This window comes from Microbacterium panaciterrae (assembly GCF_039541635.1).
In the GTDB taxonomy this organism is placed as follows: Bacteria; Actinomycetota; Actinomycetes; order Actinomycetales; family Microbacteriaceae; genus Microbacterium; species Microbacterium panaciterrae.
Map to the genome: position 1 here is coordinate 274,748 of NZ_BAABGP010000003.1, position 25,691 is coordinate 300,438.

Here is a 25,691-nt window from a genome sequence, read left to right on the forward strand (position 1 = left end):
CGCCGGTTCGGCCATCGTCCGCTCCGGCTCTCGGAAGGACGCCATGGATCAGCAACCCACCCTGCGCACGCTGCTGGGCCGACCCGACCTGCACCTCTCGCTCGTCGGCGCCGAGTCGGCCCTGCCCGCAGGCTCCCTGGATCGCCCGCTGCGCTGGGTGCACAACTCCGATCTCACCGATCCGACGCCGTTCCTCGCCGACGACCTCGCGCTGCTCACCACGGGCACGCAGTTCGCAGACGGCGATGCCGCCGGCATCGCCGCGTATGTGCGCCGGCTCGTCGATCGCGGCGTGGTCGGGCTCGGCTTCGGCACCGAGGTGCACCGCAGCGGGATCCCGGCCGAGCTCGCGGCGGCCTGCGCGCAGGCCGGGCTGGTGCTGTTCGAGGTCCCCTATGGCACGCCCTTCCTCGCGGTCGCGCGGGCGCATTCTGAGGCGATCGCCGCACAGACCTATGCCCGGCGCACCTGGGCGCTGGAGACGCAGCGCGCGCTGTCGGTCGCCGCGCTGCGTCCGCGCGGGCTGGAGTCCACCCTCACCGAGCTCTCCCGCCGGCTGGAGTGCTGGGTCGGGATGTACGACGCGTCCGGGCGGCTCGCGCACGAGCATCCCGCGCGCGGATCTTCCCCCGCGATCGCCGAGGCCGCGTCCGACCTGCTGGCCCGAGGAGGATCCGCGAACCGCGTCATCGAGGAGCGCGATGCCGCGCACACACTGCTCACGGTCGGGCGCGCCGGTCACCTGCGCGGCGTCGTGGCGATCGCGAGCGGATCCCTGGATCCGGAGACCCGCACCGTCGTCACGTCCGTGATCGCGATGGCCGGACTCTCGCTCGAGCAGAGCGAGCAGCTCGCGCGCAGCCGGCGCCGCCTGCACCGGCAGCTGCTCGCCTCGCTGCTCAGCGATGACCCGACCCTGGCGCGCCGCGTGCTCGGTGCGCTTCCCCCGGCCCCCGTCGTCGTCGCTGTCGCGGCGGGCGCGCGCGAGGGTGCGGTGGCCGAGTGGTGGGAGCGGCAACGCGGCGAGGGCGCTCCCCCGGTCTTCCTCGCCGATTCGGAGGACGGGCTGGTGATGTGCCTCGCGGCGACGGACGCGTCCGTGCTGGACGAGCTGTCGGCGCAGGTCGACGCGCGGATCGGCGTGTCGGCGCCGGAGGAGTACACCGGGTTCTCCCGCGCGCACACGCAGGCCCTCACCGCCTTGCGCCGCGCCGGCACGGGCATCGCGCGCTATGCGGACCGCGCCGAATCGAGTGTGCTCGCCGCCTTCGCCACGGACGAGGCGAGACTCATCGCGGAGTCGCGCCTGGCCCCGCTGCGCCGGCATGACACCCGCGACGGTGCGGAGCTGGAGCGGTCGCTGCGGGTGTGGCTCGAGCACGATGCCCGCCTCGAACCGGCCGCGGTCGCCCTCGGCGTGCACCGGCACACGCTGCGCACGCGGATCGCGCAGGCCTCGTCGATCCTCGGCGCAGACCTCGGATCCTTCCCCGCCCGCGCCGAGCTCTGGGCTACGCTGCGCACGGCCGGCGACTGACGGTCCGGTCAGCGTTTCAGGGACGCGAGCATCTCGGCGGCGGTGCCGTGGAAGATCGGGCCGTGGCCGACGACGATGGTGCGCTCGGGCAGCGCGCGCAGCTTCTCGAGGCTCTCCGGCGTCTGCGCGGGGTCGTCGCTGAACGGCCCCACCTGCACGTCCTCGGATCCGTTCAGCACGTGCCGGGTCGTGATCGCGTCGCCCAGGAACAGGGCGTCGACGGCGGGGATCCGGATCGCGATCGACCCCGGCGAGTGGCCCGGCAGCCCGATGATCTCGGGAGCGCCGGGCAGGTCGAGCACCTCGCCGTCCCGCACGGTGCGGACCTCACCGAGGTGTTTCGCGCGCATCGCCCCGCGACGCACGGCGACACCGAGGAACCGCAGCGTCGGGCCGAGCTTCCACGCCCCGCCGGACGCAGAGGGCGTCTTGTCGCCGCGCGCGCGGCCGGCGTCCGCCTCGTGCACGAACGTGGGGACGCCGTGCTCGGTGCGCAGCCATTCGGCCACCCCGATGTGATCGCTGTCACCGTGGGTGAGCACGATGCCGCGGATGTCGTCGAGGCTGCGCCCCGCCGTGGCGAGTGCCTCCTGCAGGATCCGCCGATCCCCCGGCAGGCCAGCGTCGATGAGCGTGACGCCCTCGTCGGTGACGACGGCGTGCAGGGCGACGATGTCGTCGCCGATCCGGAGGAGCTGTGCGTTCATGATGGCTACGTTATATAGCTATCATGGCTATTGTCAATAGCCTTAATATCGAGGCGAAGCGTTCGAAATCGAAGGAGGATCCATGCCCGCACCGCAGCGCGTCACAGCCGCGTCACTCGCCGCCGCCGCCCGCACCATCGCCGAGAGCTCCGGGATCGACGCCGTGACCATCAGCGCCGTCGCCGCTGTCGTGGGCGTGCGCCCGCCCAGCCTGTACAAGCACGTCGGGCACCGCCACGACGTGCTCCGGCTGATCGCGGACGACGCCGCCCGCGAACTCGGCGACGACGTCACGGCACTCGTCGGAACGTCCTCGGATCCGCGCATCGTGCTCGCCGGGATCGCGCACGCCGTGCGGGCCTTCAGCGCCCGTTCCCCCCGCGCGGCCGGGCTGCTGTTCTCCGCCCCGTCACCTGAGGCCGGCCCGACGTCGGAAGGCATGGCCCCGCTCATCGGATCCCTCCTCGATGCCGTGCGCCGCACCGCGCCCGGCGATCCGCTCCCCGCGGCCCGCACGCTGACCGCCTGGGTCTACGGCTTCTGCACGATGGAGCAGGCGGGTGCCTTCCAGCTCGGCGGCGACGTCGACGAGGCCTTCGAGTTCGGCCTGAACACCCTCGTCGACGCGCTCACCCGCGTCGGCCTGCCGGGGCGAGCGTCGATTGCCGCACGATCAACTGAGTCGGGATCGGAGTATCCTCAGTGACGGCGTCCGGCTCTTCCACGGCGAGCAGCAGCTTCTGCATCATGAGCTGCCCCAGGGCTGCGAAGTCCTGCCGCACGGTGGTCAGCGGCGGGTAGAGGTAGGCCGCCTCGGGTGCGTCGTCGTAGCCGACCACGCTGACATCCTCCGGCACCCGCAGCCCGCGCTCGCGCAACGCGGAGAGCAGTCCGATCGACATCTGGTCGTTCGCTGCGAACACCGCCGTGCCGGGCCCGACATCCAAGTTCATCCCCAGGCGGTACCCGCTCGCGGCGCTCCAGTCTCCGGTGGCCGGGTCCACGATCTCCAGTCGCCGTTCAGCGAGCTCGTCGCGCCAGCCTCGCACCCGTTCCACCGCGTCAGTGGCCTGCGAGGGCCCGGCGAGGTGCAGGATCCTCGGATGCCCGAGCTCCGCGAGGTGCCGTACCGCCTGGCGAGCTCCGCGGTACTGATCGATCGACACGAGACGGACGTGTCGACGGGGCGAAGCCGCTGTCGCAACCACCGGGATCGACAGGTCGAGGGTGCGCACGGTCTCCAGGGCGGCCAGGTCGACGACGACGAGTGCGATGGCATCCACGCGCTGTCGCAGCAGGCCCTCCACCGCCGAGCGGACGCCGACCGCCGGATCCTCGTCGAGCAGGCTGACCGAGTCGACCGTGTACCGCGCTCCGCGCGCCGCGACCGTGAAGTGCATCGCGGTGGCCGTAGGCCCGAAATCGGAGACACCGGGTGTGACCAGTCCGATCGTGCGCGTGCGCCGGGTGACCAGCGCCCTCGCTGCGGGCGACGGGCTGTAGCGCAGTTGTGCGATCGCGTGCTCGACCCGTGCGCGCGTCGCCGGACGCACGTTGGGCAGGTCGTTGATGACCCGGGAGACGGTCTGGTGCGAGACGCCGGCGAGACGGGCGACGTCGAAGATGTTCGCCGCGCGGGCGGGGGCCTCGTCGCTCACGTCACTCCACATCCTCTGGCCGCGCGACCAGGGCGAGCAGCGAATCCACGGTGAGCTCGTCCGCCGGCATGTTCTCGACCACCCGGCCAGCACGGAGGATCGCCACCCGGTGCCCGACCCTCAGCACTTCATCCAGCTCGGCCGAGATGAACACGACGGACAAGCCGTTGTCGGCGAGCTCTGCGACGAGCTTCTGGATCTCGACTTTAGCGCCGATGTCGATGCCGCGCGTCGGCTCATCCAGGACGAGCAGCCGCGGCGAGAGCGCTAGCAGCCGCGCGAGCAGCACCTTCTGCTGATTTCCGCCGGAGAGCGCAGCAGCGGGCAGGTCGAGATCGGCCGGGCGGATTCCCAGCGCCTCGGCCCAGCTGCCCGCGAGCTCACGCTGTCGCGAGCGCCGCATCCGACGCAGCACGCCGCGCTGGGCCTGCACCGCCAGAGTGATGTTGTCCTGCACGCTGAGCTCGCCGATGATGCCCTCAGCGCGGCGGTTCTCCGAGGAATAGACGATGCCGAGGCGCACGGCTTCCCGCGGCGAACGCCAGCCGCGCGCAGCGCCCGCGACATGCAGGATCCCAGCGTCCAGCCGGTCGACGCCGGTCAGAGCCCTGGCGAGCTCTGTGCGTCCTGACCCGAGCAGTCCGGCGACGCCGAGAACTTCGCCCTCGGCGATGTCGACGTCCGCGTCCACGATGCCGGCGCCGACCGTCACGCCACGTGCCGTGAACACGGCAGGCTCGCCCTCGTCCTCGCGCACGGTCTCGGCTCGCGGGAGCACGAATTGGTCCGGGATCGCCCGGCCCAGCATCTTTTCGACCAGCTCGATCCGCAGCAGCTCGGTCGTGAGGTACTCCCCCACCACGCGACCCTCCCGCAGCACGGTGATGCGGTCGCAGATCTCGTACACCTGATCGAGGAAATGCGAGACGAACAGGATCGCGACGCCGCGCTTCTTGAGCTTGCGGATCACCCGGAACAGTTCGGCGACCTCGTCCAGGTCCAGGCTCGAGGTGGGCTCGTCGAGCACCAGCACTTCGACGTCGGACGAGATCGCGCGGGCGATCGCCACCAGCTGCTGGATCGCGAGCGGATGGGATCCGAGCAGCGATGCCGGATCGATCCCGACCCCGAGACCCTCCAGCAGAGCCTTCGCCTCGCGGCGCATGCGCGGGAAGTCGATGCCACCGAAGCGACGCGGCTCGCGCCCGAGCAGGATGTTCTCTGCGACCGACAGATTCGGCAGCAGATCGATCTCCTGATAGACCGTGCTGATCCCCGCACGCTGAGCCTGGGCCGGAGAGGAGAACTGCACGATGTCGCCGCGCAGCCGCACGACACCGGCATCGAGCCTGAGGGCGCCGGTCAACGCCCGGATGAGTGTCGATTTTCCGGCACCGTTCTCCCCCATGAGCGAGTGCACCTCGCCGGGGAACATGCGGAAGTCGACGCTCTCGAGCGCCGTCGAGCCCTGGAAATACACAGTGGCATCCAGGATCTCGACGACGGGTTCGACGGGCATCGACATGTTCCTATCGTGCCGGATGAGGGCCTCCCCGACGCGCACCGGCGCTCATCGTCGGCGCGCCCTGGTCACGATCAGCCGTTGCACCACCACGAACACGAGCAGGAGGGCTCCGATCGTGATCCGCATCCATGACGTGTCGGCGCCCAGGAAGCTGATCGACACCTTGATCAGGCCGTACACCAGCACCCCGAACAGGGATCCGAGGACGTAGCCGGAGCCCCCGGTGAGCAGGGTTCCGCCGATGACGACCGCGGCGATCGTGTCGAGCTCGGCACCGATGCCGTTCAGGCTGTAACCGGCGCCCGTGTATGCCGTGAACACCACGCCCGCGATACCCGCGCACAGGCCGCTGATGACGTAGACGAGCAGCTTCACCCGCGCCACGGGCAATCCCATGAGCCGGGCCGACTGCTCGCTGCCCCCGACCGCGTAGACCGTTCGTCCGAAGCGGGTCCAGCCGAGCACCCAGGCTGCGACCGCGACCGCGATCAACGACAGGATCACCGTGGGCGTGATGTACCATCCGCCGTCCAGACGGAAGCGGGAGGACTGCAGCGCATCGAACAGCGGATCCTTGACCTGGATGGCTTCCAGGCTCACGACGAACGCCAGGCCGCGGGCCAGGAACATCGTCGCGAGCGAGGCGATGAAGGGCTGCACGTCGAAGTACTGCACCAGCACACCGGTGAACAGGCCCAAGATCGCACCCGCCACGAGCATCACCGGGATCACGACGCCCGCGGACATCCCATCGCGCAGCATGCGCGCCCCGAGGATGCCGGTGAACGCCATCACCGACCCGACGGACAGATCGATCCCGCCGGTGAGGATCACGAACGTCATGCCGACCGCGAGGATCAACAGGTAGGCGTTGTCCAGCAGCAGTGACGACAGCAGCCGCGGCGAGACGAACGTGCCGAAATACAGCTGACCGGCGACGAGCATCGCGGCGAAGATCACGACGGCCGCGAGCACCGGCACCCACCCCGCGCGGCGTGTGGCGAGGGTGCGCAGCTTCTCCGAGAAGCCCGCGCCGGAAGCCAGGGTGGCAGTGGTGGCGCTCATCGCGTCGTCCCTTCCGCCGCGCCGACCAGCGCGGACGTGTCAGCGGCACGGCCGCGCGGATCCGGAGCCGTGGCACGCCGGCTCGCTCCGAGCGCACGGAACCAGCTCCGCACGCGAGTGGACTGGGCCAGGCACACGATCACGATCACCGCGGCCTTGAACACCGGCGTGACAGCCGGCGGGACGCCGAGGAACGTGATGGTGGAGGTGAGGGTCTGGATCGTGTACACGCCGATCACGGTGCCGGCGATCGTGAACCGTCCGCCCATGAGCGAGGTGCCGCCGAGGACGACGGCGAGGATCGCGTCGACCTCGATGTTGAGCCCCGCCGAGTTCGCATCGGCTGCCATGATGTTGGAGCTGTACAGGATCCCCGCCACTCCCGCCAGCAGACCGCTCACCGCATATGCGCCCCAGATGATGCCGCGGGAGCGAACGCCGGCGATCCGGCTCGCCGTCGGGTTGATGCCGACGGCCTCGGTGAGCATGCCGAGGGCGGTGCGTCGCTCGACCAGCGCGACGATCACGATCATCGCGATCGCGACGAAGAACGCGAACGGGAGCCCGAACACGTATCCCTGCGCCATGAACTGGTACGGGTCACTGTTGATCGTGGTGATGTAGCCCTGTGTGATCAGCAGTGCGATGCCGCGGCCCGCGAGCATCAGCACAAGCGTCGCGATGATCGGCTGGATCCCGAGGACCGCGACCAGGAAGCCGTTCCAGGCGCCGAAGAACAGCGTGGTCAGCACACCTGCGAGGATCGCCAGCGCGATCACGCCGAGGTCGCCCGGATGCGGGGCGCTTTTGATGATCGTGAGGCTCACCGCGCCGGAGACCGCCATCAGCGCACCCACAGACAGGTCGATGCCGCGGGTGGCGATGACGATCATCATGCCGAGCGCGACCAGCATGAGAGGGGCGCTGTTGCGCAGGATGTCGATGATCGATCCGTACAGCTCCCCGTCTCGCACCGTGATGGCGAGGAAGGAGGGCCGGGCGATCGTGTTCAGCAGCACCAGCGCGAGCAGCGCTCCCACCGGCAGGACCAGCCGGTGGGTGAAGACCTTCTTGAGTGTCATGCCGCATCCTCTTTCAGGCGCTCGTCGCCGGCTTCCCGCGGGATGATCGCACCCTGCGCGATGATCCCCACCAGGTCGTCGACGCCGGTGTCGGCGGCGGTGTTCAGCTCGCCGATCTTACGGCGATCGCGCATCACCACGATGCGCTGCGCGAGACGCAGCACCTCCTCCAGCTCGGAAGAGATGTACAGCACCGACATGCCTTGGGCGCTGAGGCCCGCCACGAGACGCTGGATGTCGGCTTTCGCTCCCACGTCGATGCCGCGGGTCGGTTCATCCAGGATCAGCAGTTCCGGCGCCGTCGCCAGCCAGCGCCCGAGTACGACCTTCTGCTGGTTGCCGCCGGAGAGGTTGCGCACGCGGGCGTTCGGATCGGCCGGACGGATCCCGAGCGCCTCGATGTACTCGGCGACGACGGCGTCCTGCTCCGCACGGCTGATCTTTCTCAGCCAGCCGCGGCGGGCCTGCATTCCGAGCACGAGGTTTTCGGCGACGGTGAGGTCGCCCACGATGCCCTCCTCGCGGCGGTCTTCGGAGGTGAAGGCGATCCGCGACTCGATCGCGTCACGAGGACCGGCGATCTTGACATCTTCGCCGTGCACGGCGATGTCACCGGAGTCGGCACGGTCCGCGCCGTACAGCAGACGCACGAGTTCGGTGCGTCCGGAACCCAGCAGGCCCGCGATCCCGACGACCTCGCCGTCGAACACCTCAAGATCGACCGGCTCGATCGCACCCCGCCGTCCGACGCCCCTCGCCGCCAGCACCGGAATGCCGGTCCGGTCGATCGCGCGCGTGGAGGCGTCGATCGACTCCAGCTCGTGCAGCTCACGGCCGAGCATGAGCGAGACCAGTTCGGTGCGCTCCAGCATCGCGGCCGGGTACTCGCCCACCAGCACGCCGTTGCGCAGCACCGTGAGGCGATCCGAGATCTCGTACACCTGGTCGAGGAAGTGCGTGACGAACAGGATCGCGACGCCGCGAGCCCGAAGATCCCGCATGACGGCGAACAGCTGCTCCACCTCATCCCGATCCAGACTCGAGGTGGGCTCGTCGAGCACCAGCACCTTGCAGTCGGAGACCATGGCGCGACTGATCGCGACCAGCTGCTGCACCGCAAGGGAATGGCTGGACAGCGCGGAGCGCGGATCGATGTCCAGGCCCAGTCCCTGCAGATGGACGCGGGCGTTGGCGTGGGTGCGCCGCCAGTCGATGCCGAACGGCCCGCGCACCTCCTGTCCGAGCATCACGTTCTCGCCCACGGAGAGGTTGGCGCAGAGGTTCACCTCTTGATAGACGGTCCACACGCCCGCGGCCTGCGCGTCGGCGGTGCCGCCGAACACGCGGTCCTGGCCATCGACCTCGATGGATCCGCCGTCGATTCGGTAGACCCCGGTGAGTGCCTTGATGAGTGTCGACTTGCCTGCCCCGTTCTCGCCCATGAGGGTGTGCACCTCTCCGGCGCGGAGGGTGAAGTCGACGTCTTGCAGGGCTTTCACTCCGGGGAATTCGATCATGATGCCGCGCATCCGGATGACGTCGCGGTGGTCGTCGGTGACCATGGCTGCCTTTCTCACGGCGCCCGTGTCGCGGGCCCGTGTCGGAGCGGAATTCAGGGAGGACGAGATGGCGCGCCCTCCCCGAAGACCTCAGTACTTGCGGTCGGGCAGAGCGGTCTTCGCCTGCTCCGGTGTGAAGGACTGGTCGGTCGCCGTCTGGCTCTTCGGCACGTCCTTGCCCGCCAGAACGTCCTTGACGGTCTGGGCTACGGTCGGGCCGAGCAGCGGGTTGCACTCGACGACGAAGTTGAACTGACCGTCCGCCGCGGCCTGCAGGCCGTCGTGGGTGGCGTCGATCGTGACGATCTGGATGTCCTTGCCAGGCGTGAGGCCGGCGGCCTTGATCGCGTCGAGAGCGCCGAGGCCCATATCATCGTTCTGCGCGAACAGCAGGTTGATGGTCTTGCCGTACTTCTGCAGGAATCCCTCCATCACCGTCTTGCCGTCGGCGCGGGTGAAGTTGCCGGTCTGCGAGTCGAGCGTCTTGATCTGGCTGCCCTTGATGGCGCTGGAGAAGCCCGTGGCGCGGTCGATGGCGGGAGCCGACCCCGTCGTGCCCTCGAGCACGACCATGTTCGTCGCCTGCGCGCCGAGGCTCTTCGCGGCCCAGGCGCCTGCGGTCTCGCCCTCCTTCTTGAAGTCGTCGCCGATCCAGGCCTTGTAGAGGTCGGCGCTGCCGTCGATGGTGCGGTCCTCGAGGATCACCGGGATGTTGGCGTCCTTGGCCTCCTTGAGAACGTCGTCCCAGCCGGTCGTGACCACCGGGGCGATGACGATCGCGTCGACGCCCTGGTTGATGAAGCTGCGCACGGCTGCGATCTGATTCTCGGGCTTGTTGTCGGCCGCGTTGAAGACGAGCTTGAAGCCGTTCTTCGCTGAGAACGCGTCCTTCATGGACTCGGTGTTGGCGCTGCGCCATCCGCTCTCGGATCCGGTCTGCGCGAAGCCCACCGTGATGACCTTGTCGCTCTTCGCCCCACCGGACGATGTTGCACCGGCCGATCCGGAGCAACCCGCCGCCGCCAAGGCCATGACGCCCAGCAGGGCGATTCCCGCGATGATGCCCTTCTTCACTGCAAACCTCCTTGTTCGATCCGGCGTCCTCGCCGGATTTCTCGGGTGAGCCATCACTGGCTCGTTCTCAAATGTTAGCCCTAACAATTGACTATTCCGCAAGCTTCAGGCCATTACAGTTTGATAACTGCTCAGTGTTTTCAAGGACGTGACCTTCGATGATCACCAAGAACCGCGACCATTCCTGTTAGCGCTCACAATTGTGATGCCGGCCGCTGTCTCGCTCTCCCCGCACAGAGCCATGGCTCACCGCGGCGCGCTACTTCACGGCCGTGAGCGCTGCCTGACCGCTCGACGGATTGAGCGTCGCCGTGCCGAGGAACTCCGTGCGCACCACGTAGGAGCCGCGGGTGCGCAGCGCTGAGGCGGGCACCGACATCGAGGCCGTGCCGGAGCGCACTCCGGCGAGAGCGGAGAAGACCGTGTCACCGTCGTGCAGCACCGTGACCTTGACGTACCCCGCGGCAGCCGGAGCGGATCCTGCCGCGACCGTCGCGGTGACTCCCACGTCGGTCCTGCCGGCGTTCGCCCGTGTCGTCGACAGCTGCACTGACGTGCTCGTATCGGACATCGTCACCTGGTAAGGCACGGCCAGCTGACGCGTGGCCTCCACGTTGCCTGCGTCATCCACTGCGCGGTAGGCGACCGAACCGACCGTTCCCGGAACCGTCACCGCACCGCCGTATGTGCCCCAGGCGCCGCCGTCCAGGCTGTACTCGATGCGCGCGACACCCGAGGTCGCGTCCTCCGCGGTGAGGGTGAGCGCCCGCGACCCGGCGGTGAAGTCCGCCCGGGACAGCGGCGCGGTGCCGTCGATCTTCACTGTGGCCGCGACCGCAGGCCCCGCGGTGCGGTACTCGTCGGTTGCGGAGGCGGTGACCGCGTGCGCGCCGTCGCCGGTGACCGTGATCGTGGCAGAGCCGCCGGCGGTGTCCGTTCCGACCCCGTCGAGTTCCGTGCGCACCATGGCGACACCGGAGTCGTCCGTCGCTGTCGCCGACACGACGACGGGCCCGGTGTGCCACACGTCGGCCCCGCCCGGCACGGTCAGGGTGGTGACCGGAGGGTGCCCGTCGCCGACCACGAGCGTGAGCGTGTCGCTCGCCGTGGCTCCCGGGATCGGGTTCGCCGTGATCGTGCGGACGCCCGGCGCCTGCCACACGGCCGCATCGACGGCCGGCCACGTCGCGGGCGTCTGCCGGCTCGACCCGTCCGCGTAGTGCGCGGTCACGGTCGCCGGAAGCGTCCCCGCCGTGCCGGCGACGGTCGTGACGACGACGTCGTCGATCCCCGTCACCAGCTGGTCGGGCTGGTACGCCTGCAGCAGCCGATCGTATTCAGCCTGGGTGACCGGCAGCACCGTGCCGTGGCGCGGCGAGGTCGGTAGCTGCGAGGTCGCGGCCACCGAATACCACCCGTTCGGATCGGACAGGTCGTGGGTCGCGAACGGTACGTAGCCCTTGCCGCCGTGATAGCTGGGCTGGTCCATGAACAGGTACCAGGTGGGCAGGCCGCCGGTGGTGCTGTCGCCGTCGTTCGCCTTGAACACCGTCGGGCCCTCGCCCGCGGTGAAGGTACCGCCCCACTGGTTCGCAAGTCCTTGCCCGACCTTCTCCTTCACGAGCTGCCAGCCCGCGGCTGGATCGCTCGCCGTCGTGGCGAGGGATCCTGTCTCGGCCGCCGACAGAGATTTCGACCGCTCGAGCCGGGGGATCATGTACGCCTCGTCCTTGGTGAAGCGGTAGTAGTAGTCCCCCTCCTTGATCACGTCGGAGTCGATCATGCCGAGCCCGGCGCCGCGCTTCACGTCGGTCCACACCTGCGGGGCGCTGAAGGTCTGGAAGTCGCTCGTGGTGGCGTACATCATGCGCTGGTAGCTGGTCGAGATGCTCCGCCCCGCCGTGTCGGTGCTCGGGTACAACGCCGATGCCCAGAACACCACGTACTGCTGCGACGCATCGTCCCAATACGCCTCGGGTGCCCAGGTGTTTCCGGCATAGTCGCTGGACACCTTCACCTCGCGCTGCGCCGACCAGTGCACAAGATCCGTGGACTCCCAGATCTCCAGATTCAACGACCCGTTCTGCTGGGCGGTGCTGAAGTTGCCGTTCGGATAGATCTTCAGATCCGTCGCGAGCAGATAGAACTTCGTGCCGTCGTGGGAACGCATGAGGAAGGGATCGCGCAGTCCGGTGGTCCCCATGGTCGAGGTGAGCACCGGGTCGCCCTTGTTGATGTCGATCCAATGCAGCGCGTCGTTGCCGCGGGAGAGCCCGAATCGGATCTGCTCCCCGCCGTACTGCTCGCCCTCGAAGTAGGCGAACAGGTAGGCGTCGGTGGGATCCGCCGATCCGCTTCCGGCTGCGACGGTCATCGGTGCCGCAGCAGCCGAGAGCGTGCTCCGGCCTTGCGTCGAGGCCTGCGCCGGTGTCGTCGCCGCCACGATCACGGCGGCGACCACCGCGGTCGTTCCCAGCAGCATGGTGAGGGTGCGCATTGTCTTCCTTCCTGGTGCGGTGTTCGGCATCAGCCGGCCTTGACCACGGTGAATCGGGCATCCGCGGTCGTGGACGCATACACGTCGTCGCCGCTGTAGGTGAGGGCTATGCGGTAGCCGCCCTTGCGATCGAGCGCGTCGGCCGGGACCACGACCCGCGCGGATCCGTCCTGCACCACCGCCTGCACAGACTGGACGATGCTGTCTCCGCGTTGCACCACGATCCGCATGCTGCCCGTCGCATCCTTCGGCAGGCCGATCGTGACCACTTGGCTCTGCCCGAGGTGCACGGTGCGTCCCTCGAGATCGACGGTCAGCTCGGCGTGCCGCGCGGCGGCGGTCACCGTGACCGTCGCGGTCGACGCGGCGACCTGCGCGTTACCGGCGTACGCGATCGTGAAGGTGTGCGAACCCTGCGCGATCCGCGGCACGGTCAGCAGCGCCGTGCCGTCGATCAGCGCCGACGCGCCGATCACCCGATCGCGCTCGCTGACCGATACCATGCCGGTGACGTGCTGCGACGCGGTGACGCGCACCGCGATCGGCACATCGGATCCGGCCTCGACCGCGCTGTTCGCCACCGTCGCCGTCAGGGCTGACGGTGCCAGCGGGGCGTTCGCTGCGGCCACATCGATCATGGCGAAGGCCTCGAGGTTTCCGGCCCGGTCGACCGAGCGGTATGCGACCGTCACGGCCGCATCGCCGACCGGGATCGCGCCGTCATAGCGCTGCCAGTCGCCGCTGCCGAGCCGGTATTCGCTGTGATCGACTCCCGATTCACCGTCCACGGCCGTGAGTGTGACGGTGCGGGCCGAGGGATCCAGATCCGCCCGGGTGAGCGGCCCCTGTCCGTCGATCTGCAGCGTCGTGGGGCGGGTCTCGGTCGTGTTCCCATCGGCGTCGGTCGCGCGGAACTGAACCGTGTGCGCACCGTGCCCGGTGACGGCGGCCGCCGCGTCTGTCGCCGACTGCGCCGGCGTCCACGCGCCCTGATCGATCCGGTACTCGAACGAGGCGAGCGCACCGCGGTTGTCCGTCGCGCTGGCCGTGACCTGCGTGCCCGGCGCCCACCAGCCGTTGCCGACTGCCGCGGGCAGGTCGTGCACGGTGATCACCGGCGGCACGGTGTCGACCGTGTGCAGCCGCAGGAACGTCACAGACCACGGCTGCAGATCGTGCACCGACGAGGTCGACAGACCCGTCACCGCGGAGGTCACCGGCGCCACCGCATCGGGCGTCGCCCTGCTGTTGCTGGCGTTCTTGGACGCGGCCAGCACGGTCTGCGTCCCCGCATCGCGCACCTTCACGCCGTTGAGGTTCACCGTCGTCTGCTGGGTGCGGTCGGAGGCGTTGACCATCTTCACGACGATGTCGCCGGTGGCCGAGTCCCGGGAGACGACGTTGTACAGCTCCTGCTGGGTGCTGCCGTCGTCGTAGGAGATCATCAGCACGCTGTCCTGGTAGAGGCTGATCTTGCGACCGTTCACCACGACCTTCAGGTGGTAGGTCTGCCCGGTCGTGACCGAGACGCCCTCCTTCGCCGCGATCTCGTTGGCAGCTCCGCCGGTGGCCTTCTGCAGCGCCATTCGGGTGTTGCCCCAGCCGCCGATGTTCCACCAGTAGAAGTTGTTCGAACTCGTCGCACCGAAGCCGATCAGGAACCCCTCGGATCCGGCGGTCTTCTTCGCGTCCAATTCGAGCGTGTAGTTCGACCAGTCCTTGCCGTAGGCACCGGCGATGATCGAGCGGGCGTCGGTGACGTTCGTCGCCGTCTGCGCGTAGGCGCCGTTCTGCACAGCCCACGTGCCCTTCTGCGACTGCCACTGGCTCGCATCCGCGAAGCCGTCCTGGAACAGGCTGGATCCGTCGGATCCGGTCACGCTGACGTTGTCGAACTGCGCGGCCGTGTTCCAGGTCGACAGGAAGGCGCCTCCGGTGATCGGCGGGTTGGACACCAGTCCGCCGGTCTGGGTCGAAGGCACGATCTCATCACCCTTGTTCGTGGAGAACATCTGCTGCACCCAGTAATCCGGGCTCACCCAGCTCGTCGTGTTGTCGAACCAGATCGCGTCCGGCGCCCACTGCACGTTGTCGACGTTGGCGAACAGCGGGGCGTAGGAGGCCAGATCCACGACGTCCGAGTTGCGTTCCAGCCCGGTCATGTACGCGGCCTCGCTGACCGCGTTGTACTGCGTGTTGCCGAGCGAGGCGTACTCGCCCAGGAACACGTGCGGACCGGAGCGGTCATACGTGTCGTAGCGGTTGTTGTGCGAGAGGAACCACGACGGGTCGTTGTAGTAGTGCTCGTCGACCAGGTCGGCCTTCTGCTGCTTGTCGTAGGCCCAGAGCGTGTCGAAGCGGGATCCGGAGTCGTCCGGCCCGGAGTTCGCGATCACCTTGATGTTCGGGTAAGCGGCCTTGATGGCGGCCTGGAACTTCGGGAAGTTCGCCTCGAAGGTCGTCGAGTTCTCCTCGTTGCCGAGCCCGATGTACGGCATCGCGAAAGGCTTCGGGTGGCCGAGCTGCGCGCGGATCGCGCCCCAATGCGTGGAAGTGTCTCCGGTCGCGAACTCGATCAGGTCGAGCGTGTCCTGCACGTACCGCTGCACCTGGGCCGGGTCGGTCATCTCAGGGATCTTGGATCCGCAGCCGTTCGCGCCCACGGACAGGACGGGCAGCGGCGCCGCCCCGATATCCTCGGCGAACTCGAAGTACTCCAGGAACCCGATGCCGTAGGACTGGTTGTAGCCCCAGAAGTTGAAGTTGGTGGGCCGCGACTCCACCGGCCCAATGGTCTCCTTCCACTGGTAGGTGCGGGTGCGGTCGGTGTACCCCGACTCCGCGTAGCTCTTGAAAGTGCCGACGTTGGTCACGCAGCCACCGGGGAAGCGCAGGAACTTCGGATGCAGATCGGCGACCTTCTGCGCGAGATCGGCGCGCAGGCTGCTCTTGCCGTTGACGGGGCCGACCCAAGTGCTCTGCGGGAACAGCGACACCATGTCCAGGGACAGGGTGGAGGCGGCCCCGGCGAGCACGGCCAGGCGTCCGGCGGCGGCGGTGCCGGACGCGGTCACGGTCGTGGTGTACGTCTTCCAGGTTCCGGATCCGTCGACGTCGACCGTGGCGGTGCCGAAGACCGTGGCATTCGCCGCGTCCTCGACCCGCACCGTCAGCGTCTGCGCGACGGAGGACTTCGCCCAGATCGAGAAGTCGTACGACGAGCCCTGCTGCACCGCGATCCCGCTGTTGTAGCCGGTGTTGCGGATGCCGGCACCGGCACCAGTCGCCTGGATCTGCAGGTAGTTGCGGTTCATGTCGTTCAGCCGGCCGTCGTCGTTCACGACTGCGGAGGTGGATCCGGATCCGGCATCCCGGGCGAGCTTCTCCCAGGCCGTCAGCGACGTGTAGCTCTTGTTGTCGGCCGTGGAGAACTCGAAGGAGCGGTTGCGCACCAGTTCGGCGTACAGACCGCCGTCGGCGGCGTCGTTGATGTCCTCGTAGAACACGCCGTAGAGGTTCGGCGAGCTCTTCACGAGCGTGGCGTCGCCCTGCACCGTGATCGCGGAGGCATCGGCCTTCACCACCGGGGTGACGGTGAAGCGCAGCGCCAGCGCCGCCGGCACTATGCCGAAGGATCCGGATGCGGATCCGAGCGGCCCCGCATCCGTGGTCAGCGAGACCAGCCCGCCGGCGGCATCGGCCGCGGTGAAGGTGGTCGGGGTCGCCCCGGCGTCGCCGAGCACGGCGGCCCCGCCCGCGAGCACCACGGGGCGTCCGGCCACCTGCAGCTGCACCGTCCCGTTCTGCTGCGAGACGACGTGGAACACCGGCGCGGTGGCCTGCGCACTGCCCGCCACCACGATGCGGTTGCCGTCCAGGGCGAGGAAGGACCCCTGCGTGCCGAGCGAGAAGTCGGCGGGCAGGGTCACCGGTGCCGGGGTGCCGGTCTGCAGCGCGAAGTAGTCGAAGGAGGCCGGGGTCACCGTGCCGTCGAGCGCGCCGAGGGCGTACAGCCCGACTTTGGTGACGGTGAAGTCGAGGGCGCGGGTGGCGAGGGCCTTCCAATCGGTGCCGGTCCAGTAGCTGGTGGTCAGCGTCTTGCCCACACGCTGCATGCGCAGGGTCTCCCCCGTCGATGCCGGACGGTCCTCGAAGCCGAGCGAGCTGAACGACCCCGCAGTCTCGTTGTCGCTCTCGATCGCGACACCGCTCGGCGAGAGGCCGCCGACGAAGGTCAGACCTTCGCGCACGTAGTTGTCCAGATCGGATCCGGCGATCATCCCGGCACCTTGGAACACTTTCGACACCGTGGCGTTCACGTGGGTGATCGCCGTGAAGTCGGCGTTCGGGACATCCCAGAAGTACACGTTCTTGGCCGTGTTGTTGCCCTGGTAGGTGTCACCGACCTGGCCCGTGATATTCAGCCGTCCGCCGGACACCGTCGCGTTCGCAGGATCGGGATTGACGACGCTCCAGTGCGGATCCAGCGTCGCGCCGTCGAAGGCGTCCGTGATCGGCACGGTTCCGTCCGGGGTGCCGTCCGCGACGGGCGCGGGCGTGCTCGACGAGCCGGTGCCGGCCGACACGGCGCCGAACGCAGTATTTGCTCCGGGCGACAACATCACCGCGGCAGCAACAGCGGCGATCACCGCCAGCGCGGGTCGATTCACAGGGGACCTCCTCGTCGGGGCGCGGCATCGACGTCGCGCTCGGGCACACGGCGACCATGCCGTGAGAGAAACCGGGACCGGTCACAGCTGTCCTGGCCTGTGAATGTTAGCGCTCACAGTTAGGGTGAGCGCAAGACCCTGTGGGAAAAAAGTCTCGGCTCAGCGTCGCCGCACCGCGTGCGCAGGGCGATCCGACCCGGAAAGCACCACGCCGCTCACTGCGGGGCGTGGGCCTCCAGGAACTCGTACACGTCGGTCGTGTCGACACCCGGGAACACCCCTGTGGGCAGGGTCGCGAGCAGCGTCCGCGGGGTGCGCACGTTCGGCCAGGACTGCTCCCGCCAGCGCTGCTCGAGGTCGGCGGGAGCGCGCCGGCAGCACACCTCGACCGAGTGCTTCGAGACGCCGCGATTCGTGGTGTCGCGCCCGATGAACCACTTCGTGTCATCGAAGCGCACCCCGACGCTCACCGAGTGCAGCCCTTCGCTGGACGGCTCCACGCGCGCCGTGCACCAGTAGGTGCCGTTGCCGGTGTCGGTGTACTGGTAATACGGGTTGAACCGGTCCTCCTCCTCGAACACGACCCGGCTGGTCCACTTGCGGCAGCACATCTGCCCCTCGATGGATCCGAGCCGGTCGGTCGGGAAGTTCACGTCGTCGTTCTCGTAGGCCTTCGTGATCGTGCCCGACTCGTGCACCTTGAGGAAGTGCACCGGGATCCCGAGGTGCCGGGTCGCGAGGTTCGTGAACCGGTGCGCGGCGGTCTCGTACGACACGGAGTACGCGTCGCGGAGATCCTCGATCGAGATCGACCGACGCTCCTTCGCGTCCTTCAGCACGGGCACGAGATGCTCCTCGGGCATGAGCAGGGCTCCGGTGAGGTAGTTCGTCTCGACCCGCTGACGCAGGAACTCGGCGTAGCTGCGCGGCTCGGAGTGCCCGAGGATCCGGCTCGACAGCGCCTGCAGCACCGCCGTGCGCGCGTCACCCTTGCCCGGCACCCGGCTGGAGAGGTAGAGCCGGCCGTGCGCGAGATCCGCGACGCTGCGCGTGGACTGCGGAAGATCCGGCGCGTAGTGCAGCGTGAAGCCGAGATGCGCGGCGATGTCGCTCGCGCTGCGCTGCGTGAGCGGACCGCCCGGATGGCGCACCGCTGCGAGGATCTCGGCCGCCTTCTTCTCGAGATCGGCGAAGTGGTTATCCTGGCTGCGCATGAGGTGGCGCAGTTCGACGTTCGCGCGCCGCGCCTCCTCGGGCGTCGCGGCACGCTCATCGCGGAGCCGGTCGATCTCGCCGTGCAGCGCGAGCAGCGCCCTGAGCGCGTCATCGGGCACGGTCTTCGCGATCCGGAACGGCGCGATCCCGAGCGCCTGAAAGGTCTGCCCCTTCATCGCCCGTTCGACCGCGATCTCCATGCCGGCGCGCTCATCGAGCGGCCTCTCGGACAGGAGCTGGTCGATCGTCGAGTCCAGCGCCCGTGCGATCGCCTGCAGCAGCGTGAGCTTGGGCTCGCGCTTGCCGGTCTCGATCATGGACAGCTGGCTGGGTGCGCGATCCACGGCCGCGGCGAGCTCATCGAGCGTCATCCCGCGCGCCGTGCGGAGCTGCCGGATGCGTCGCCCGATCGTGAGGGCGTCGACCTCTTCACTCATGCGGGTCTCCTTCGCGGTCGTTGAGCGAGGACGCCGGAGGCGACCGAGACGAAACGCGGCACAACGCGGTGCGACGTTTCGTCTCGCTTCGCTCGCTCAACGACCCCGAGTGGGCCGATTCTGTCACGAAAACAGAATTCTGCCCAAACTTCACACCCGATTTGGCCAGAGTGCGCTCGGATCTTCACCCAGAGTGGGTGACAAGCCACCCGGGCCCTTCGACAGGCTCAGGGACCACCCGACATCTCGCGAAGGAGACAGATCATGACCATTCCCACGGCATCACCCACTGCCCCGATCAGGATCGTCGGCACGGCTGCCCCCGCCGTCGGAGGCCCGGCGATCCGCATCACCGGCCCCCTGCACGACCGTTTCGGCGAGATCCTCACCCCCGCCGCGGTCGCGTTCCTCGCCGAACTGCACCACCGCTTCGGCGGCCGTCGGCACGACCGTCTCGCCGACCGCATGCGCCGCCGCTTCGAGATCGGCAACGGCCACGACCCGCGCTTCCGCGACGACACCCGGCACATCCGGGAGGACGCCGACTGGCGCGTCGCGGGTGCCGGTCCCGGCCTCGAGGACCGCCGCGTCGAGATCACGGGCCCCACGGATCCGAAGATGACCATCAACGCGCTCAACTCCGGTGCGAAGGTGTGGCTCGCCGACCAGGAGGACGCCACCAGCCCCACGTGGCAGAACGTGATCGGCGGTCAGCTGTCGCTGCGCGACGCGATCCGCGGACGTCTCGTGCACACCAGCGAGGACGGCCGGGAGTACCGCGTCACCGCCGAGCGGACCCCCACGATCGTGATGCGTCCGCGGGGCTGGCACTTGCCGGAGAAGCACCTCGAGTTCACCGACCGCACCGGCCGCGCGATGGACGCGTCGGGCTCGCTGGTGGACTTCGGCCTGTACTTCTTCCACAACGCGCAGGCGCTCATCGACGCCGGCCGCGGCCCGTACTTCTACATCGCCAAGCTCGAGTCGAGCGAGGAGGCGAGACTCTGGAACGACGTGTTCTCGTTCAGCGAGGAGTACTTCGGGATCCCGCGGGGCACGATCCGCGCCACCGTGCTGATCGAGACGCTGCCCGCCGCGTTCGAGATGGAGGAGATCCTGTTCGAACTGCGCGAGCACTGCGCGGGCCTGAACGCCGGACGCTGGGACTACATCTTCTCGATCATCAAGAACTACCGCGGCCGCGGCGCCCGGTTCGTGCTGCCGGACCGCAGCGAGGTGACGATGACGGTGCCGTTCATGCGGGCCTACACCGAGCTGCTCGTGCAGACCTGCCACAGGCGCGGGGCGTACGCGATCGGCGGGATGAGCGCCTTCATCCCGAACCGCCGCGATCCCGAGGTCACCGCCCGGGCCATCGAGAAGGTCGCCGCCGACAAGAAGCGCGAGGCCGGCGACGGCTTCGACGGCACCTGGGTGGCGCACCCCGACCTGATCCCCACCGCGCAAGCCGAGTTCGACGCGGTGCTCGGCGAGCGGCCGAACCAGCTCGATCGGCCGCTCCCCGACCTGCAGGTGCGAGCCGAGGATCTGCTCGACGTGCACATCGGCCGGCCCATCACGGCCGACGGCGTCCGCGACAACGTGTCTGTGGCGATCCGCTACATCGAGGCCTGGCTGCGCGGCATCGGCGCCGTCGCGATCGACAACCTCATGGAGGATGCGGCGACCGCCGAGATCAGCCGCTCCCAGGTGTGGCAGTGGATCAACCAGGGCCAGGTCGTCGACGACGGCACGGAGATCACCGCAGAGTACGTCGAGGGTTTGATCGGCGCGATGCTCGCCGAAGCTCCCCGGACAGCGGGGGATCGCTTCGACGACGCCGCCGCCGTGTTCCGTGAGGTCGCGCTGCAGCCCGAGTTCCCGGCGTTCCTGACGCTGCCCGCCTACGCGCGCTTCCTCGTCGAAACCGCCTGATCCTCCTCGAGACCGACCGAACACTCTCTCACCACGAAGGACATGACATGACCCGCTACCAGGACGACATCGACGCCATCCGGGCCCTCAAAGACGCGCAGGGATCCCCCTGGAACGCCATCGATCCCGAAGCCGCCGCCCGCATGCGCGCGCAGAACCGGTTCCGCACCGGGCTCGAGATCGCGCAGTACACGGCCGACATCATGCGTCGCGACATGGCCGAGTACGACGCGGACTCGTCGGTGTACACCCAGTCGCTCGGGGTCTGGCACGGCTTCATCGGGCAGCAGAAGCTCATCTCGATCAAGAAGCACCTGAAGACCACGAACAAGCGCTACCTCTACCTGTCGGGATGGATGGTCGCCGCGCTCCGCTCCGAGTTCGGGCCTCTCCCCGACCAGTCGATGCACGAGAAGACGGCTGTTCCCGCGCTCATCGAAGAGCTCTACACGTTCCTCCGTCAGGCCGACGCCCGGGAGCTGGACCTGCTCTTCGCGCAGCTCGACGCGGCGCGCGCGGCGGGCGACGAGACCGCGGCCGAGTTCGTCCAGTCCCAGATCGACGACTACGAGACCCACGTCGTCCCGATCATCGCCGACATCGACGCCGGCTTCGGCAACCCCGAGGCGACCTACCTGCTCGCCAAGAAGATGATCGAGGCGGGCGCGTGCGCGATCCAGATCGAGAACCAGGTCTCGGACGAGAAGCAGTGCGGCCACCAGGACGGCAAGGTCACCGTGCCGCACGAGGACTTCATCGCGAAGCTCAACGCGGTCCGCTACGCGTTCCTCGAGCTCGGCATCGAGAACGGCATCATCGTCGCCCGAACGGATTCGCTCGGCGCGGGACTCACGCAGAAGCTCGCTGTCACGCACGAGCCCGGCGATCTCGGCGACCAGTACAACTCGTTCCTCGACGTCGAGGAGATCTCGGAGGCCGAGCTCGGCAACGGCGACGTGGTCATCAAGCGCGACGGCGCGCTGCTGCGACCGAAGCGGCTGGCCAGCAACCTGTACCAGTTCCGTCCCGGAACCGGCGAGGCGCGCGTCGTGCTGGACTGCATCACCTCGCTCCGCAACGGCGCCGATCTGCTGTGGATCGAGACGGAGAAGCCGCACGTGGAGCAGATCGCCGGCATGGTCGACGCGATCCGCGCCGAGATCCCGAACGCGAAGCTCGTCTACAACAACAGCCCGTCGTTCAACTGGACGCTCAGCTTCCGCCAGCAGGCCTACGACCTCCTCGCCGAGCAGGGCGAAGATGTCTCGGCGTACGACCGCGGCGCCCTGATGAGCGTCGAGTACGACGAGACGGAGCTGGCGCGGCTGGCCGACGAGAAGATCCGCACCTTCCAGCGCGACGGATCCGCCCGCGCCGGGATCTTCCACCACCTCATCACGCTGCCGACCTACCACACCGCAGCGCTGTCGACCGATGACCTCGCGAAGGGCTACTTCGGCGATGAGGGGATGCTCGCCTACGTCCGGGGCGTGCAGCGCCGCGAGATCCGCGGCGGGATCGCAACGGTCAAGCACCAGAACATGGCCGGCTCCGACCTCGGCGACAACCACAAGGAGTACTTCGCCGGCGACGCCGCTCTGAAGGCCGGCGGTCAGCACAACACGATGAACCAGTTCAGCTGAGCGAGACGAAACGCGGCGATCCGCAAGGGAACCGCGTTTCGTCTCGGTCGTCGCTGGCGCTCCGTCCTCGCTCAACGACCCCGAGGGGCTTCCCGTCCTGGGGTCGTTGAGCGAGCACCGACGAAGGAGGAGCGAGACGAAACGCGGCGATCAGACCGAAAGGACTCCCCATGACCTCCACCGCAGACCTGTACGACGAGCACGGCGACGCCCTGCAGTCGCTCGCGCTGCAGCTGCGTGACTTCGGCGGGCGCGTCTCGTTCGAGGGTGCGATCCGCACCGTGCGCTGCTTCCAAGACAACCAGCTCGTCAAGGATCTGCTCGCGACTCCGGGTGACGGGGCTGTGCTGGTGATCGACGGATCCGGATCCCTCGGCTCCGCGCTCATGGGCGACCTGATCGCGGCGAGCGCGGTGAAGAACGGCTGGGCGGGTGCCGTCGTCCACGGCGCCATCCGGGACAGCGCGGCGATCGGCCGGCTGCCGCTCGGCGTCAAGGCGCTCGGGACCAACCCGCGCAAGAGCGCCAAGACCGGCGCCGGTCAGGTCGACGTCATGCTGCGCTTCGGCGATGTGGAGTTCTGCCCCGGCGCGCTGCTATACGCCGATGAGGACGGCGTGCTCGTCGAACGCTGACGCGGATCCCGCGCCGGCGCCGAGATGAGGCGGATGCCTCATGCGATGACCGGCGCCGCGCGGCAGGGTGGGTCCATGACGACGACATCCACACCCGAAGCGGCGGCGGTGGACGTGACCGACCGGCCCCGACTGCCCGAGGGCGATGACGAGCGGTTCACCGGGTTCGGCGTGCTCGGCCTCGCCTTCCGCGGCGGCGACTATCTGGCCTTGCGCGTGATGACCGCCACGAGCATCGGCCCGGGCTACCGCGCCGTCTGGCACCGCACGCCCGCGGGCAGCTGGCACATGTTCACGACGACGGATCCGGCGCACAGCTGCCCGCGCTACTTCAGCTCCGAAGCGAGTTACGAGCGCGTGGCCGCGATCGACCTGCGATGGCGCGATGCCGCACGGCTGGAGGTGCGGATCCCCGGTGTGCTGACCTGGGCGATCGCGATGCAGGCGACGCCGGCGACGCAGGCGATGTCGGCGCTCGGCACCGCCCTGCCCTCGGCCGCCCGACGCAGCGTGCCGTTGCTCGCCGCGATGGGGCCGATGTCGCGGCCGATGCTGCGCATCGGCCGGATGCGGATGGTCGGCGTAGCGCCCAACCGGCAGCGCTTCCTTGTCGTCCCCACGCGGGTCTGGCGCATCTCCGGCAGCAGCGCCGCCCTCCGCGGAACCGATCTCGGACCGATCGGGGGCCTGGACCGGCAGACCAGGCTCGGCAGCTTCTGGATGCCCCAGCGCGGCCTCTTCTACGTGGGCGATGCACGCTTCAGCACGTTCGATCCGGCCCGGCACGCTCCCGTCGGCGATCTCGCTTCAGATCCGCGGCCGTGATGCCTCTGGCCCTGCAGGAGCGCATCGCCGACAATGGACACGTGGGCGCGACAACCGGTGCTCCGACCCGGGGCGAGATGCTCGCGGCGGTCTCCGTCGCCATCGATCTCGGCCTCGGCCAGCCCGCAGAGCACATGATGCGCGCCGCGATCCTCGCCGACCGGCTCGCCGCACGGCTCGGACTCTCGGATGAGCAGCGCGGTGCCGCGTATCAGACGACCCTGCTCATGTGGATCGGCTGCACCGCGGATTCGCAGGAGTACGCGCGCTGGTTCGGTGACGACATCGCCGTGCGCAGCGCCTCCTACCTCGTGGACTGGTCCGGGCTGCCGTTCCTGCGCTTCCTCGTGCAGCACGTCGCTCAGGGCCGCCCTCTCACCGAGCGCGCGACGACCCTGGCCGCGCTGCTGCGGGACTCCCGCGGCAACCTGGGCGCGCTGATGCACTCGCACTGCCTGTCCGCGGCCCTGCTGGCCGAACGGCTGGGGCTGTCGCGGGCGGCCTGCGAGGCCGTGCCGGCGGCCTTCGAACGATACGACGGACGCGGGCTGCCGCGGGGACTCGCGGGAGACGCGATCCCGATCGCGATGCGGATCGCGCAGCTCGCCGACACCGCCGAAGTGCACGATCGGCTCGGCGGCACGGACGCCGCGATCCAGATGGCCGGTGCGCGGCGCGGGGGCCAGTTCGACCCCGTGATCGTCGATGCGTTCGTGGCCGACGGGGCCGCACTGCTGGACATCCCGCACGGGTCGGCCGCGTGGGCGGCCGCCCTGGACTGCGCTCCGGATCGGGACGAGGTGCTGCAGGGTGAGGCGCTGGACGACGCCGTCGCCGCCATCGGCGACTTCGCCGATCTGAAGTGCCCGTTCCTGCTCGGCCACTCCCGCGGCGTGGCGGACATCGTGGGCGCAGCCGCCTTGGCCGTCGGGGTTCCGGCCGACGGCGTGACGGCGCTGCGACGGGCCGCCCATCTGCACGACATCGGCCGGCTGGGCGTGTCGAATCTGGTCTGGTCGAAGACCGGGGAACTCGACGACGACGACTGGGAGCGGGTGCGCATGCATCCGTATCTGGGCGGACGGGTGCTTTCGCGCATTCCGGGGCTCGCGACGGAGGCGGCGCTGGTGCGCGTGCATCACGAGCACGTGGACGGCAGCGGCTACCCGGCGGGGGCTCCGGGCACGAGCCTCGGCCGATCCGACCGTCTGCTCGCCGCTGCCGTCGCCTATCAGGCCGCACGGGAGCCGCGCCCCTATCGTGCGGCATTCGACCCGGACGAGGCGATCGCGCGGCTGCACCGGCGGGTGGCCGCCGGGCACCTCGACGGCGAAGCGGTCGCCGCGATCGAAGCCACGACGGACGCGGCGGCCCGCGCCCGGATCCCGCGCTCGATCCTTCCCGCGGGGCTCACCCCGCGCGAGGCCGAGATCCTGACCCTCGTGGCGCAGGGCCGGAGCAACCGCGAGATCGCGGCGGCGCTGTCGCTCAGCGAGAAGACCGTGCGCAACCACGTCGAGCACACCTACATCAAGATCGGCGTCGTGAACCGCGTGGGGGCGAGCCTGTTCGCGATCGACCACGGCTTCGTCGGCCGCACCGCGTGACGTCGGCGGATTCGAGGACG

17 protein-coding genes are annotated in these 25,691 nt (G+C 69.0%); 7 read left to right on the forward strand and 10 right to left on the reverse strand.

Annotated elements, in window-relative coordinates:
- Window positions 1-43 precede the first annotated feature (43 nt).
- Window positions 44-1,537: a helix-turn-helix domain-containing protein gene (locus ABD882_RS01300; RefSeq protein ID WP_345183545.1), complete on the forward strand. Its 1,494-nt coding sequence runs from the start codon at window positions 44-46 to the stop codon at window positions 1,535-1,537.
- An 8-nt stretch (window positions 1,538-1,545) separates the two neighbouring features.
- On the opposite strand, the gene ABD882_RS01305 is transcribed toward ABD882_RS01300, so the two are convergent.
- The gene (locus ABD882_RS01305) at window positions 1,546-2,244 is read right to left on the reverse strand and encodes an MBL fold metallo-hydrolase (protein ID WP_345183547.1); all 699 of its coding nucleotides are present in this window, start codon (window positions 2,242-2,244) and stop codon (window positions 1,546-1,548) included.
- A gap of 82 nt (window positions 2,245-2,326) precedes the next feature.
- Here ABD882_RS01305 and ABD882_RS01310 point away from each other — a divergent pair, with 82 nt between their 5' ends.
- The gene (locus tag ABD882_RS01310; RefSeq protein WP_345183549.1) at window positions 2,327-2,950 is read left to right on the forward strand and encodes a TetR-like C-terminal domain-containing protein; all 624 of its coding nucleotides are present in this window, start codon (window positions 2,327-2,329) and stop codon (window positions 2,948-2,950) included.
- Here the strand turns inward: ABD882_RS01310 and ABD882_RS01315 are convergent.
- From ABD882_RS01315 to ABD882_RS01355, 9 genes are all read right to left on the reverse strand, one after another.
- The gene (locus ABD882_RS01315; RefSeq protein WP_345183551.1) at window positions 2,874-3,902 is read right to left on the reverse strand and encodes a LacI family DNA-binding transcriptional regulator; all 1,029 of its coding nucleotides are present in this window, start codon (window positions 3,900-3,902) and stop codon (window positions 2,874-2,876) included. The genes ABD882_RS01310 and ABD882_RS01315 overlap by 77 nt on opposite strands.
- 1 nt (window position 3,903) lies before the next feature.
- Window positions 3,904-5,427 (reverse strand): sugar ABC transporter ATP-binding protein, encoded by a 1,524-nt coding sequence (locus tag ABD882_RS01320; protein WP_425563309.1) that lies wholly within the window; start codon window positions 5,425-5,427, stop codon window positions 3,904-3,906.
- A gap of 45 nt (window positions 5,428-5,472) precedes the next feature.
- Entirely contained in the window at window positions 5,473-6,492 is a 1,020-nt protein-coding gene (locus tag ABD882_RS01325) for an ABC transporter permease subunit (RefSeq protein ID WP_345183555.1), read from the reverse strand.
- Entirely contained in the window at window positions 6,489-7,574 is a 1,086-nt protein-coding gene (locus tag ABD882_RS01330; protein WP_345183557.1) for an ABC transporter permease, read from the reverse strand. The genes ABD882_RS01325 and ABD882_RS01330 overlap by 4 nt, the downstream gene beginning before the upstream one ends.
- Window positions 7,571-9,136 (reverse strand): sugar ABC transporter ATP-binding protein, encoded by a 1,566-nt coding sequence (locus ABD882_RS01335; RefSeq protein ID WP_345183559.1) that lies wholly within the window; start codon window positions 9,134-9,136, stop codon window positions 7,571-7,573. Before ABD882_RS01335 ends, ABD882_RS01330 begins: the two co-directional genes overlap by 4 nt.
- An 87-nt stretch (window positions 9,137-9,223) precedes the next feature.
- Window positions 9,224-10,207 carry an ABC transporter substrate-binding protein gene (locus tag ABD882_RS01340; protein ID WP_345183561.1) on the reverse strand — a complete coding sequence of 328 codons (984 nt, stop codon included), beginning with the start codon at window positions 10,205-10,207 and terminating at the stop codon, window positions 9,224-9,226.
- Between the two features lie 259 nt (window positions 10,208-10,466).
- A complete protein-coding gene (locus tag ABD882_RS01345) occupies window positions 10,467-12,704 on the reverse strand; it encodes an OmpL47-type beta-barrel domain-containing protein (RefSeq protein WP_345183563.1) in 2,238 nt (745 codons plus the stop codon).
- Between the two features lie 29 nt (window positions 12,705-12,733).
- Window positions 12,734-17,374, reverse strand: coding sequence for an alpha-L-arabinofuranosidase C-terminal domain-containing protein (locus tag ABD882_RS01350; RefSeq protein WP_345183565.1), 4,641 nt, complete (start codon window positions 17,372-17,374; stop codon window positions 12,734-12,736).
- Between the two features lie 215 nt (window positions 17,375-17,589).
- Entirely contained in the window at window positions 17,590-19,026 is a 1,437-nt protein-coding gene (locus ABD882_RS01355) for a helix-turn-helix domain-containing protein (RefSeq protein ID WP_345183567.1), read from the reverse strand.
- A gap of 264 nt (window positions 19,027-19,290) precedes the next feature.
- Between ABD882_RS01355 and aceB the strand changes: the two genes are divergently transcribed.
- The 5 genes from aceB (at window position 19,291) to ABD882_RS01380 (ending at window position 25,671) form a co-directional block, all read left to right on the forward strand.
- Window positions 19,291-20,961: a malate synthase A gene (gene aceB, locus ABD882_RS01360; protein WP_345183569.1), complete on the forward strand. Its 1,671-nt coding sequence runs from the start codon at window positions 19,291-19,293 to the stop codon at window positions 20,959-20,961.
- A 47-nt stretch (window positions 20,962-21,008) separates the two neighbouring features.
- The gene (locus ABD882_RS01365) at window positions 21,009-22,604 is read left to right on the forward strand and encodes an isocitrate lyase (protein ID WP_345183571.1); all 1,596 of its coding nucleotides are present in this window, start codon (window positions 21,009-21,011) and stop codon (window positions 22,602-22,604) included.
- A 170-nt stretch (window positions 22,605-22,774) separates the two neighbouring features.
- Window positions 22,775-23,239: a ribonuclease E activity regulator RraA gene (gene rraA / locus ABD882_RS01370; protein WP_345183573.1), complete on the forward strand. Its 465-nt coding sequence runs from the start codon at window positions 22,775-22,777 to the stop codon at window positions 23,237-23,239.
- Between the two features lie 75 nt (window positions 23,240-23,314).
- Window positions 23,315-24,064: a hypothetical protein gene (locus ABD882_RS01375; RefSeq protein ID WP_345183575.1), complete on the forward strand. Its 750-nt coding sequence runs from the start codon at window positions 23,315-23,317 to the stop codon at window positions 24,062-24,064.
- A gap of 41 nt (window positions 24,065-24,105) precedes the next feature.
- A complete protein-coding gene (locus ABD882_RS01380) occupies window positions 24,106-25,671 on the forward strand; it encodes an HD domain-containing phosphohydrolase (protein ID WP_345183577.1) in 1,566 nt (521 codons plus the stop codon).
- Window positions 25,672-25,691 lie beyond the last annotated feature (20 nt).

What these genes read in the sequence shown, in the direction of transcription:
- ABD882_RS01365 (WP_345183571.1), top strand. Translation starts at nt 21,009, where the DNA reads ATGACCCGCTACCAGGACGACATCGACGCCATCCGGGCCCTCAAAGAC.
- ABD882_RS01320 (WP_425563309.1), bottom strand. Translation starts at nt 5,427, where the DNA reads ATGTCGATGCCCGTCGAACCCGTCGTCGAGATCCTGGATGCCACTGTG.
- ABD882_RS01335 (WP_345183559.1), bottom strand. Translation starts at nt 9,136, where the DNA reads ATGGTCACCGACGACCACCGCGACGTCATCCGGATGCGCGGCATCATG.
- ABD882_RS01375 (WP_345183575.1), top strand. Translation starts at nt 23,315, where the DNA reads ATGACGACGACATCCACACCCGAAGCGGCGGCGGTGGACGTGACCGAC.
- ABD882_RS01305 (WP_345183547.1), bottom strand. Translation starts at nt 2,244, where the DNA reads ATGAACGCACAGCTCCTCCGGATCGGCGACGACATCGTCGCCCTGCAC.
- ABD882_RS01355 (WP_345183567.1), bottom strand. Translation starts at nt 19,026, where the DNA reads ATGAGTGAAGAGGTCGACGCCCTCACGATCGGGCGACGCATCCGGCAG.
- rraA (WP_345183573.1), top strand. Translation starts at nt 22,775, where the DNA reads ATGACCTCCACCGCAGACCTGTACGACGAGCACGGCGACGCCCTGCAG.
- ABD882_RS01345 (WP_345183563.1), bottom strand. Translation starts at nt 12,704, where the DNA reads ATGCGCACCCTCACCATGCTGCTGGGAACGACCGCGGTGGTCGCCGCC.
- aceB (WP_345183569.1), top strand. Translation starts at nt 19,291, where the DNA reads ATGACCATTCCCACGGCATCACCCACTGCCCCGATCAGGATCGTCGGC.
- ABD882_RS01330 (WP_345183557.1), bottom strand. Translation starts at nt 7,574, where the DNA reads ATGACACTCAAGAAGGTCTTCACCCACCGGCTGGTCCTGCCGGTGGGA.
- ABD882_RS01325 (WP_345183555.1), bottom strand. Translation starts at nt 6,492, where the DNA reads ATGAGCGCCACCACTGCCACCCTGGCTTCCGGCGCGGGCTTCTCGGAG.
- ABD882_RS01310 (WP_345183549.1), top strand. Translation starts at nt 2,327, where the DNA reads ATGCCCGCACCGCAGCGCGTCACAGCCGCGTCACTCGCCGCCGCCGCC.
- ABD882_RS01300 (WP_345183545.1), top strand. Translation starts at nt 44, where the DNA reads ATGGATCAGCAACCCACCCTGCGCACGCTGCTGGGCCGACCCGACCTG.